Origin of the sequence: Ramlibacter sp., assembly GCF_035627355.1 — a bacterium.
Lineage (GTDB): Bacteria > Pseudomonadota > Gammaproteobacteria > Burkholderiales > Burkholderiaceae_C > Ramlibacter.
On the sequence record NZ_DASPLW010000071.1, the window covers coordinates 22,345 to 32,121 of the forward strand.

Genomic DNA, 9,777 nt, shown 5'->3' on the forward strand with positions numbered 1-9,777 from the left:
GGGAGTCATCCGCGGATCTTGTAGCCGATGCGGAGCAGGTGCACGGCCACGGCACTGACGGCCAGCATGGCACTGCCCACGATGGCCAGGCTCAGCCACGGCGAGACGTCGCTGACGCCGAAGAAGCCGTAGCGGAAGCCGTCGATCATGTAGAAGAAGGGGTTGAGGTGGCTCACGGCCTGCCAGAACGGCGGCAGCGAGTGGATGGAATAGAACACGCCGGACAGGAAGGTCATCGGCATGATGAGGAAGTTCTGGAAGGCCGCCATCTGGTCGAACTTCTCGGCCCACAGCCCCGCGATCAGCCCCAGGGCGCCCAGCATGCCGGCGCCCAGCACCGCGAAGGCGATGGCCCACAGCGGGGCGACCATCGACGGGCGCACGAACCAGGCCGTGACCAGGAGCACGCCGGTTCCGACCGCCAGCCCGCGCGCGATGGACGAGCCCACGTAGGCGACGAACCAGCTCCAGTGCGACAGCGGCGTGAGCAGCACGAACACCAGGTTGCCCATGATCTTGCTCTGGATCAGCGAGGACGAGCTGTTGGCGAACGCGTTCTGCAGCACGCTCATCATCACCAGGCCCGGCACCAGGAAGGCGGTGTAGGGGATGGAGTCGTACACCTTCACCCGCCCTTCGAGCACGTGGCCGAAGATCAGCAGGTACAGCATGGCCGTCAGGATCGGCGCGGCCACGGTCTGGAAGCCCACCTTCCAGAAGCGCAGGATTTCCTTGTAAAGCAGGGCCTGCCAGCCGCCCAGCGCCAGCGCCGGGACGCCCCCGCGCTGGGTGGTGGGCTGCGCCCCCTCGGGCGGCCGTGCGGCGCTCATGCGGCCACCTGCTCGCCCCTGGCCGCCATCACGTCGAGGAACACGTCCTCGAGGTCGGCCTTGCGGATCTCCACGTCCTCCACCCGCAGCCCGGCGCGGCGGATGGCGGCGAGGTGGTCCTCGATCTCGTTGGCGTCGGATGCCGGCAGCTGCACGATGCGGCCGGTGACGCGCGCCTTCTCGGCGAACTCGGGGGGCAGGGTGCCGTCCATCTTGAAGCGCAGCACGTTGCTGGAAGCCGCGCGCAGCAGGTCGCTGGTGCGCTCCAGGGCCACCACGCGGCCGGTCTTGAGCATCGCGATGCGCCCGCACAGGGCCTCGGCTTCCTCGAGGTAGTGGGTCGTGAGCAGCACGGTGTGGCCCTGCCGGTTCAGGCGGGCGATGAATTGCCAGAGCGTCTGCCGAAGTTCCACGTCCACGCCTGCCGTGGGTTCGTCCAGCACGATCACCGGAGGCTTGTGCACGAGCGCCTGCGCCACCAGCACCCGGCGCTTCATCCCGCCCGAGAGCTGCCGCATGTTGGCGTCCGCCTTGTCGGCCAGCCCCAGGCTGTCCAGCAGCTCGCCGATCCAGGCCTCGTTGTTGCGCACGCCGAAGTAGCCGGACTGGATGCGCAGCGCCTCGCGCACGGTGAAGAACGGGTCGAACACCAGCTCCTGCGGGACGATGCCCAGCTGGCGCCGGGCCTGGGCGTAATCGGCCTGCACGTCGAATCCCCGCACCGACACCCGGCCGGAACTGGCACGCGCCAGGCCCGCCAGGATGCTGATCAGGGTCGTCTTGCCGGCGCCGTTGGGGCCCAGCAGGCCGAAGAACTCGCCTTCCTCGATGTCGAAGCTGACCCCGTGCAGGGCGGTGAAACTGCCGCGCGGCAAAGCGAAGGTCTTGCTGACGGACTGGAAGGAGATCGCGGGCATGGGAAGCCCGCTATTTTAGGCGGGGGGTCCCGCCGCTGCTGCCGCGCCGGCGGATGCCCTTCTAACCTGCTGCGGCGGGGGCGGCCGGGTCGAGCAAGCCGGCGACGCCGTACAGGCCGGCCAGTTCGTACAGGCGCGGCGGCAGCTGGGCGACAGTGAACGCCTTGCCCAGCGCCACCGCCTCCCGCCGGCATTCGAGCAGGACCGCCAGCGCCGACGAATCGAAGCGCCGCAGCGCCGAGGCGTCGGCCACGACGTGCGGCTGCGGCTCGGCCCGCAGCGCCTGGGCCAGCATGCGCGTACAGGCCGCGGCCTGCTCGTGCGTCAGTTCCTCCGGCAGCACCAGCATGTCAACTCTTGCGGCCGGTGTTGGCCTTGTTGCGCTCGGCCAGCGCCGTGATCAGGCCGTCGATGCCGTTGGCGTTGATCTCCTGGGCGAACTGACTGCGGTAGGTATCGACCAGCCACACGCCCAGCACGTTCAGGTTGTAGATCTTCCAGCCGGCCCCCTGGCCCGGCGTCTTCTCCAGGCGGTATTCGAGCTGGATCGGGTCGCCGCGGCCGCGGATCTCGCTGCGCACGATGACCTCCTTATCCTCGGGCGAGGCGCGCAGCGGCTTGACCGAGATCGTCTGGTCGTCCACCTGCGACAGCGCCCCCGAATAGGTGCGGATCAGGAGCGCCTTGAACTCCTCCTCGAGCCGGCGGCGCTGGTCCGGCGTGGCCTGGCGCCAGGCGGGGCCCACTGCGGAGGCCGTCATGCGGCGGAAGTTCACGTTCGGCATGACCTTGCTGTCGACCAGCGCCATGATCTTGTCGATGTCGCCGGACTGGATCGACTTGTCGGCCTTGATCGCCGCCAGGATCTCCTCCGACAGCCGCTTGATCAGGGCGTCGGGCGCTTCATCGGCCGCGTGCGCGAGGGTCGCCAGGCCACCCAGCGCCGGGGCTGCCAGCAGCGCCGCCGCGAGCCGGCCGAGGGAACGTCTATGCATCTTCGGATTCCTTTCCTGAGCCGGGCGACGGGCGCCCGCAATCCGGGTTGGAACCGGAGCCCGCGGACGGGTTCCGGCGCCCACCCCTGACTTGAAACAGCGTGCAACTCTAACGACCGGACGGCTCCGGGGTACCGCCGGCCGCCGGCGGGGCCGGATCGGTGCCGGATGCCGGCGGCTCGTCCTCTTCGTACTCGTAGTCGTCCTCGCCCCCGGCGGCCGGGTCGCGCCGGCCCGAGCGCCCCGACTCGATCAGCGCGCGGCGGCGCTGCAGGTAGGCATCGCGCGTGAAGCTGTACTTGTCCAGCGCGGCCCCTTCCAGCACGTCGCTCACGCGCAGCAGGTTGGCGCGCGCGTCCACGGCCCTGAGCACGTACAGCGTGTTGCGCGTGTTGAACGAGTCGACCTCGCGCACCAGGTCGCCGCCATAGTCCACCGGCAGCGCGAGCGAGTCGCGCAGGGTCGACGGCCCGAGCAGCGGCAGGACCACGTACGGGCCCGCGGGGACGCCATAGTGGCCCAGGGTCTTGCCGAAGTCCTCGCGGTGGCGCTCGATGTTCATCTCGCTGGCGAGGTCCAGGATGCCGCCCAGCCCGAAGAAGGTGTTCACCGAGAACCGCATCGCGTTCTCGGCCGCGTCCCGCACCTTGAGCTGCAGCGCGCTGTTGACCGCCGACCAGGCGTCGACCAGGTTGCCGAAGAAGTTGGACACGCCGGTGCGCACCAGCGGCGGCACGTGCTCGCGATAGAGCGTGGCCCCGGGCTTGAGCACCACGGCGTCCACGCCTTCGTTGAACCGGCTGACCTCGCGGTTGAACGGCTCGAACGGATCCTGGGGGTTCGCCCGCGGGCCGCTGGCACAGCCCGAAAGGGCCAGCAGCACGACCAGGGCGGCACCTGCCAGCGCCGGCGGGCGCAGCGACGCAAGCGTCATCCGGCTCATTTTTTCGTGCTTCCCCCTGAAGGCTGCGCCTCGGCCGCCTTGTTGTACAGGAACTGTCCGATCAGGTTCTCCAGTACCACCGCCGACTGCGTGTTGGAGATGGTATCGCCGGCGACCAGCGGCTGCTCGTCGATCCCCGCCTCGACGCCGATGTACTGCTCACCCAGCAGGCCGCTGGTGAGGATCTTCAGCGAGCTGTCCTTGGGGAAGCGGAAGCGCTCCTCCAGCGCGAGCGTGACGCGCGCCTGGTAGGACTTGTCGTCGAAGGTGATCGAGTCGACCCGGCCGACCACCACGCCGGCGCTGCGGACCGCGGCCTGCGGCTTGAGCCCGCCGATGTTGTCGAACTTCGCCACCACTGGATAGGTGGACTGGAAGCTCAGGCTGAGCAGGTTGGCCGACTGCAGGGCCAGGAAGACGATGGCCGCCGCGCCCAGAAGCACGAACAGGCCCACCCAGACGTCGTTCTTCGATCGTTCCATCAGAAATCACTCCATACGTTCAACAACGTACATCAAGAGCCGGGGCGCCGGCGGCGCATGCGAGCGGCCACCGCGGAACCGGCTCTGCCGGGCCGCTGGTGGCGCCCCTCGAGGGGGAGCGGCCGCAGGCCGCTTCGGGGTGGGTCATATGCTGAACATCATGGTGGTGAGCACGAAGTCGAGGCCCAGCACCGAGAGCGATCCCACCACCACCGTGCGGGTGGTGGCCCGGGCAACGCCGTCGGGCGTCGGCCGGGCTTCGAAGCCTTCGAGCAGCGCGATGAAGGTCACGGTGATGCCGAACACCACGCTCTTGATCACCCCGTTGCCCACGTCCGCCCAGACGTCCACGCCGCCCTGCATCTGGCTCCAGAAGGCGCCGGGATCGACCCCGATCAGCAGCACGCCCACGATGTAGCCGCCGATGATGCCCACGGCGCTGAACACCGCCGCCAGCACCGGCATGGCGATGACGCCGGCGACGAAGCGCGGCGCGAGGATGCGGCGCATCGGGTCCACCGCCATCATCTCCATGGCCGAGAGCTGCTCGCCGGCCTTCATCAGGCCGATCTCGGCCGTCAACGAGGTGCCGGCCCGGCCGGCGAACAGCAGCGCGGTGACCACCGGCCCCAGTTCGCGCACCAGCGACAGCGCCACCAGCAGGCCCAGCGCCTCGGACGAGCCGTAGCGCTGCAGCGTGTAGTAGCCCTGCAGGCCCAGCACGAAGCCGACGAACAGGCCGGAGACGGTGATGATGGCCAGCGAAAAGTTGCCCAGGAAATGGATCTGGTCGCGCACCAGACCGAAGCGGCGCAGCGCGGGCCCGGACAGGGCCAGCAGGCGCAGGAACATCCGCGCGCCATGGCCCAGGTCGGCCAGCAGGCCCCGGGTGGCGCGCCCCACGTCGGAAGGCCGCCACCAGCTCACAGGACTCGCTCCGTGCCGCGCACGGCGATGCTTGCGGCGCTCACGGCTCCAGACCTCCGCCGAAGTCCTGCGCCACCGTCGGGCCCGGGTAGTGGAAGTGCACCGGTCCCTCGGGCTGGGCATTCACGAACTGCGCCACCAGCGGGTCCTTCGAAGCCCGCACCTCGGCCGGCGTCCCCTGGGCGGCGATCCGGCCGTTGGCCAGGATGATCACCTGGTCGGCGATGCGGAAGGTCTCGTCGAGGTCGTGCGACACCACGATGCTGGTCATGCCCAATGTGTCGTTCAGGCGCCGGATCAGTTGCGCCGCCGTGCCGAGCGAGATCGGGTCCAGGCCGGCGAATGGCTCGTCGTACATCACCAGGTCGGGATCGAGCGCGATCGCGCGCGCCAGCGCCACCCGGCGCGCCATGCCACCGGACAGGTCGGCCGGCATCAGGTCGCGCGCACCGCGCAAGCCCACCGCATTGAGCTTCATCAGCACGATGTCGCGCACCAGGGCCTCGGGCACCGTGGTGTGCTCGCGCAGCGGGAAGGCCACGTTGTCGAACACCGACATGTCGGTGAACAGCGCGCCGAACTGGAACAGCATGCCCATGCGGCGGCGGATCGCATACAGGCCGTCGCGATCCAGGGCCCCGATCTCCTGCCCCTCGAAGCGCAGGCTCCCGGCCTGCGCGCGGACCTGGCCGCCGATCAGGCGCAGCACCGTGGTCTTGCCGCCGCCGGAGGCGCCCATCATGGCCGTGACCTTGCCGCGCGGAACGGTGAAGCTCAGGCCGTCCAGGATGCGGCGCTCGCCATAGCCGAAGCTCAGGTCGCGGCATTCGACAACGGCGCCGTCGTCATCCGGTTCACGCATGAAATGAAAAAGCCGGGACGCACCCGGCTGCTGGTGGCGGGAAGGCGATGATAGCGGGGCACCCCGCGCAGGTGCCCCCGCCCCCGCCGGGGGCGCACGCGCTCAGCGCGGCAGATCCGAAAAGCCCATCAGGAACTCGTCGACCGCCCGCGCCGCCTGCCGGCCTTCGCGGATGGCCCAGACCACCAGCGACTGGCCGCGCCGCATGTCGCCGGCGGCAAACACCTTGGCCACGCTGGTGGCGTAGCCGCCGCGGAAGTCGGTGCTCGCCCGGACGTTGCCACGGGCATCGCGATCCACCCCGAACGCATCGAGCACGGTGGCGACCGGGCCGGTGAAGCCCATGGCGAGCAGCACCAGGTCGGCCTTCAGCGTCTGCTCGGTGCCGGGGACCTCGGCCATCTTGCCGTCCTTCCAGGCCACGCGGACGGTCTTCAGGCCCGTGACCTTGCCCTTCTCGCCGACGAATTCCTTGGTCGCAATGGCGAACTCGCGCTCGCAGCCTTCCTCGTGGCTGGAGCTGGTGCGCAGCTTGTAGGGCCAGTAGGGCCAGGTCAGCTCCTTGTTCTCCTGCGCCGGCGGCTGCGGCATGAGCTCGAACTGGGTGACGCTGGCCGCGCCGTGCCGGTTGCTGGTGCCCACGCAGTCGCTGCCGGTGTCGCCGCCGCCGATCACGATCACGTGCTTGCCGTCGGCGCGGATCTGGCCCTTGACCTTGTCGCCCGCGTTGACCTTGTTCTGCTGCGGCAGGAACTCCATCGCGAAGTGAACGCCGGCCAGCTCGCGGCCCGGCACCGGCAGGTCGCGCGACTGCTCGGCGCCGCCGCACAGCAGCACGGCGTCGAATTCCTCGAGCAGCTGCTCGGGCATCACGGTCTGCTTGGCCCAGTTGGTGACCCGCGAGCCTTCGGGCAGCTTGCCGACCATGACCCCGGTGCGGAAGGCGACGCCCTCGGCCGCCATCTGCTCCATCCGGCGGTCGATGTGGTGCTTCTCCATCTTGAAGTCGGGGATGCCGTAGCGCAGCAGGCCGCCGATGCGGTCGTTCTTCTCGAACAGCGTCACGTCATGGCCGGCCCGCGCCAGCTGCTGCGACGCCGCCAGCCCGGCCGGGCCGGAGCCGACCACCGCCACCTTCTTGCCGGTCTTCACCCGCGGCACGCGCGGCTTCACCCAGCCGTTGGCCCAGGCGCGGTCGATGATGGCGTGCTCGATCGACTTGATGCCCACCGGGTCGTCGTTCACGTTCAGCGTGCAGGCGGCCTCGCAGGGCGCCGGGCAGATGCGGCCGGTGAACTCCGGGAAGTTGTTGGTGGAGTCCAGCACCTCGAAGGCGTTCTGCCAGTCCTGGCGATAGACCAGGTCGTTGAAGTCCGGAATGATGTTGTTGACCGGGCAGCCCGAATTGCAGAAGGGCGTGCCGCAGTCCATGCAGCGCGCGCCCTGCACGCGGGCCTGCTCGTCGTCCAGGCCGATGACGAATTCGCGGTGGTGCTTCAGGCGCTCGGCGACCGGGCGATAGCCCTCCTCGATGCGCTCGTACTCCATGAAGCCGGTGACTTTTCCCATGTCCTCTTCCTCGTCCTGCAGCCTTACTTGGCGGGAGCCGGCTCGTGGACGACCGCCACGTGCGCATTGTTGCCGGTGCTGGCCTCCTCGACCTCGCGCTCGTGCATCTCGGCCAGGGCGCGCTTGTATTCGTTGGGGAACACCTTGACGAACTTCTGGCGGGCGGACGCCCAGTCGTCCAGCAGCTCGCGCGCGCGCTTGCTGCCGGTCCAGCGGTTGTGGTCCTGCAGCAGCTTCTTGAGCAGGGCCTCGTCGGTCTGGTCGCGGTGCAGCCGGGTGCCGCCGATGGCCTTCTGCTCGGTCCCGGTGCCCACCGGCTCGAGCGACACCATGGCGGTGTTGCAGCGGCTGGCGAACTGGCCGTCCTCGTCGTAGACGTAGGCGATGCCGCCCGACATGCCGGCCGCGAAGTTGCGGCCGGTGCGACCGAGCACCACCACCGTGCCGCCGGTCATGTACTCGCAGCCGTGGTCGCCGGTGCCCTCCACCACCGCGGTGGCGCCGGACAGGCGCACCGCGAAGCGCTCGCCCGCCACGCCGGCGAAGAAAGCCTCGCCGGTGGTGGCGCCGTACAGCGCGGTGTTGCCGATGATGATGTTGCGGGTCGCGTCGCCGCGGAAGTCGATGCTCGGGCGCACCACGATGCGCCCGCCGGACAGGCCCTTGCCGGTGTAGTCGTTGGCATCGCCGATCAGGTACATCGTGATGCCGCGCGCCAGGAAGGCGCCGAACGACTGCCCGCCGGTGCCTTCGAGCTGGATGCGGATGGTGTCGTCCGGCAGGCCCTCCGGGTGCACCTTGGTCAGCGCGCCGGACAGCATCGCGCCGACGGAGCGGTTGACGTTGCGCGCGACCTCGATGAACTGGACCTTCTCGCCGCGCTCGATCGCCGGCTTGCAGCGCTCGATCAGCAGGCGGTCCAGGCTCTTGTTCAGGCCGTGGTCCTGCTCCTCGACCTGGTAGCGCGCCACCTCGGCAGGCACCTGCGGCTGGGCGAACAGGCGGCCGAAGTCCAGTCCGCGGGCCTTCCAGTGCTCGATGCCCTTGCGCATGTCGAGCAGGTCCGAGCGCCCGATCAGGTCGTCGAACTTGCGGATGCCCAGCTGCGCCATGATCTGGCGCACTTCCTCGGCGACGAAGAAGAAGTAGTTGACGACGTGCTCGGGCTTGCCGGAGAACTTCTTGCGCAGCACCGGGTCCTGGGTGGCCACCCCGGTGGGGCAGGTGTTCAGGTGGCACTTGCGCATCATGATGCAGCCCTCCACCACCAGCGGCGCGGTGGCGAAGCCGAATTCGTCGGCCCCCAGCAGCGCGCCGATGGCGACGTCGCGGCCGGTCTTCATCTGGCCGTCCGCCTGCACGCGGATGCGGCCACGCAGGCGGTTCAGCACCAGGGTCTGCTGGGTCTCGGCCAGGCCGATCTCCCAGGGCGAGCCGGCGTGCTTGATCGACGACCAGGGCGAGGCGCCGGTGCCGCCGTCATGGCCGGCGATCACCACGTGGTCGGCCTTGCACTTGGCCACGCCCGCGGCGATGGTGCCCACGCCGACCTCGGACACCAGCTTGACGCTGATGGAGGCGTGCGGCGCCACGTTCTTCAGGTCGTGGATCAGCTGGGCCAGGTCCTCGATCGAATAGATGTCGTGGTGCGGCGGCGGCGAGATCAGGCCGACGCCGGGCACCGAGTAGCGCAGCTTGCCGATGTACTTGGAGACCTTGCCGCCGGGCAGCTGGCCGCCTTCGCCGGGCTTGGCGCCCTGCGCCATCTTGATCTGGATCTGGTCGGAGGAAGCCAGGTACTCCGCGGTCACGCCGAAGCGGCCGGAGGCCACCTGCTTGATGCGCGAGCGCAGCGAGTCGCCTGCCTGCAGCGGAATGTCGACCTCCACCACGTCGCGGCCGATGATCTCGGCCATCGTCTGGCCGGTCTTCACCGGAATGCCCTTGAGCTCCTGGCGGTAGCGCGCGGGGTCCTCGCCGCCTTCGCCGGTGTTGCTCTTGCCGCCGATGCGGTTCATGGCGATGGCGAGTGTGGTATGCGCCTCGCGGCTGATGGACCCGAACGACATGGCGCCGGTCGAGAACCGTTTCACGATCTCCTTGGCCGGCTCCACTTCCGACAGCGGCACCGGCTTTGGCGACGCCTTGAGTTCGAACAGCCCGCGCAGCGTCATCAGCCGTTCCGACTGATCGTTCACCAGCTTGGCATATTCCTTGTATGTCTCGCGGCTGTTGCCGCGGGCGGCGTGCTG

The 9,777-nt window shown here is 69.3% G+C and carries 10 protein-coding genes; all 10 read right to left on the bottom strand.

Going from position 1 to position 9,777, the window contains the following annotated elements; genetic code table 11:
* Positions 1-5 precede the first annotated feature (5 nt).
* Positions 6-761, bottom strand: a complete 756-nt coding sequence (locus VEC03_RS17580; protein WP_324918184.1) for an ABC transporter permease — start codon at positions 759-761, stop codon at positions 6-8.
* Positions 762-826: 65 nt separating this feature from the next.
* A complete protein-coding gene (locus tag VEC03_RS17585; RefSeq protein ID WP_324918151.1) occupies positions 827-1,747 on the bottom strand; it encodes an ABC transporter ATP-binding protein in 921 nt (306 codons plus the stop codon).
* A gap of 61 nt (positions 1,748-1,808) precedes the next feature.
* Positions 1,809-2,096, bottom strand: coding sequence for an STAS domain-containing protein (locus VEC03_RS17590; protein ID WP_324918154.1), 288 nt, complete (start codon positions 2,094-2,096; stop codon positions 1,809-1,811).
* Between the two features lies 1 nt (position 2,097).
* Positions 2,098-2,742: an ABC transporter substrate-binding protein gene (locus VEC03_RS17595; RefSeq protein WP_324918158.1), complete on the bottom strand. Its 645-nt coding sequence runs from the start codon at positions 2,740-2,742 to the stop codon at positions 2,098-2,100.
* 109 nt (positions 2,743-2,851) lie between these two features.
* Positions 2,852-3,676, bottom strand: a complete 825-nt coding sequence (locus tag VEC03_RS17600) for a VacJ family lipoprotein (protein ID WP_324918161.1) — start codon at positions 3,674-3,676, stop codon at positions 2,852-2,854.
* Positions 3,677-3,681: 5 nt separating this feature from the next.
* Positions 3,682-4,167, bottom strand: coding sequence for an outer membrane lipid asymmetry maintenance protein MlaD (gene mlaD, locus VEC03_RS17605; RefSeq protein WP_324918164.1), 486 nt, complete (start codon positions 4,165-4,167; stop codon positions 3,682-3,684).
* A 144-nt stretch (positions 4,168-4,311) separates the two neighbouring features.
* Positions 4,312-5,094, bottom strand: coding sequence for a lipid asymmetry maintenance ABC transporter permease subunit MlaE (gene mlaE / locus VEC03_RS17610; protein ID WP_324918166.1), 783 nt, complete (start codon positions 5,092-5,094; stop codon positions 4,312-4,314).
* Between the two features lie 40 nt (positions 5,095-5,134).
* Positions 5,135-5,956 (bottom strand): ABC transporter ATP-binding protein, encoded by an 822-nt coding sequence (locus tag VEC03_RS17615; protein WP_324918170.1) that lies wholly within the window; start codon positions 5,954-5,956, stop codon positions 5,135-5,137.
* A 102-nt stretch (positions 5,957-6,058) separates the two neighbouring features.
* Positions 6,059-7,525, bottom strand: a complete 1,467-nt coding sequence (locus VEC03_RS17620; RefSeq protein ID WP_324918172.1) for a glutamate synthase subunit beta — start codon at positions 7,523-7,525, stop codon at positions 6,059-6,061.
* 23 nt (positions 7,526-7,548) lie between these two features.
* Positions 7,549-9,777 (bottom strand): glutamate synthase-related protein (locus tag VEC03_RS17625; protein WP_324918175.1); only part of this gene is annotated, 2,229 nt, incomplete at its 5' end.